The sequence below is a fragment of the Pseudomonas sp. SB113 genome (genome assembly GCF_040754745.1).
Classification (GTDB): domain Bacteria; phylum Pseudomonadota; class Gammaproteobacteria; order Pseudomonadales; family Pseudomonadaceae; genus Aquipseudomonas; species Aquipseudomonas grimontii.
The window spans coordinates 1-830 of sequence record NZ_JBFMHW010000063.1 but is presented as its reverse complement, the minus strand read 5'-3'; the positions used below and the strand labels follow the sequence as shown (position 1 = coordinate 830).

Annotated in this window: 1 protein-coding gene; it reads left to right on the top strand. The window is 53.0% G+C overall.

Going from position 1 to position 830, the window contains the following annotated elements:
• Positions 1 to 168: 168 nt before the first annotated feature.
• A partial coding sequence (locus AB1462_RS31400) for a glycosyltransferase family 2 protein (RefSeq protein ID WP_367248952.1) occupies positions 169 to 830 on the top strand: 662 nt, incomplete at its 3' end.

Below are 830 nucleotides of genomic sequence, written 5' to 3'. Positions count from 1 at the left end.
GCGTTGCATTTGCCGCGAACAGCACAGTCAAGCATCCGAGTACGTAGCGCAGATCGTATACGCTATGACCAAATGGCCGCCGAAAGTGGACCAGTGTGGTCCTTCAACGAATTGACAGGCGACTGCGATGAAGGTTAACGGCGGGTCGACAATAAGGAAAAGTCCTCAATGCCTTTGGTTAGTGTAATCATGCCTGCGTACAATGCCGCAGCGACGATTGCATCTGCGATCGAGTCGGTAAAGCGGCAAACGATTGAAGATTGGGAACTCCTGGTGGTGGATGACTGGTCATGCGATAGCACCGCGCAAATCATCGAGGATTATTCCCGCCTTGATAGCCGTATCAGAGTGTTACGCACTGAACGAAACAGCGGAAGCCCCGCAATACCGCGAAATGTTGCCACGCGTGCGGCGTCTGGAAGGTACATCGCCTTTCTCGATGCCGATGATGTCTGGCTACCGCAGAAACTGGAACGGCAAACGCAGGCAATGCGCGATACGAACGCTGTCATCTGCTGTTCGGGCTATACCGTTATTGATCCATTCGGCCAGAAAATCGGGGCTTTTGTCCCGCCGCGCCGCGCCGGATATCGAGAACTTCTCAAGCGCAACACAATCGGTTGCCTGACCGTTGTCTATGAAACGAAGAGATTCGGAAAGCGGGAATTTCCTAACAGAGGGCACGAGGATTACGCGCTGTGGCTAGATATGCTTCGCGAAGGTGAATCTGCACTAGGCTTGCCCGAAAAACTCGCCTCTTATCGCCTGATGCCAGGAAGCGTATCTTCCGACAAACTCAAGGTCGCTCGCTTTTTTTGGCACATATATCG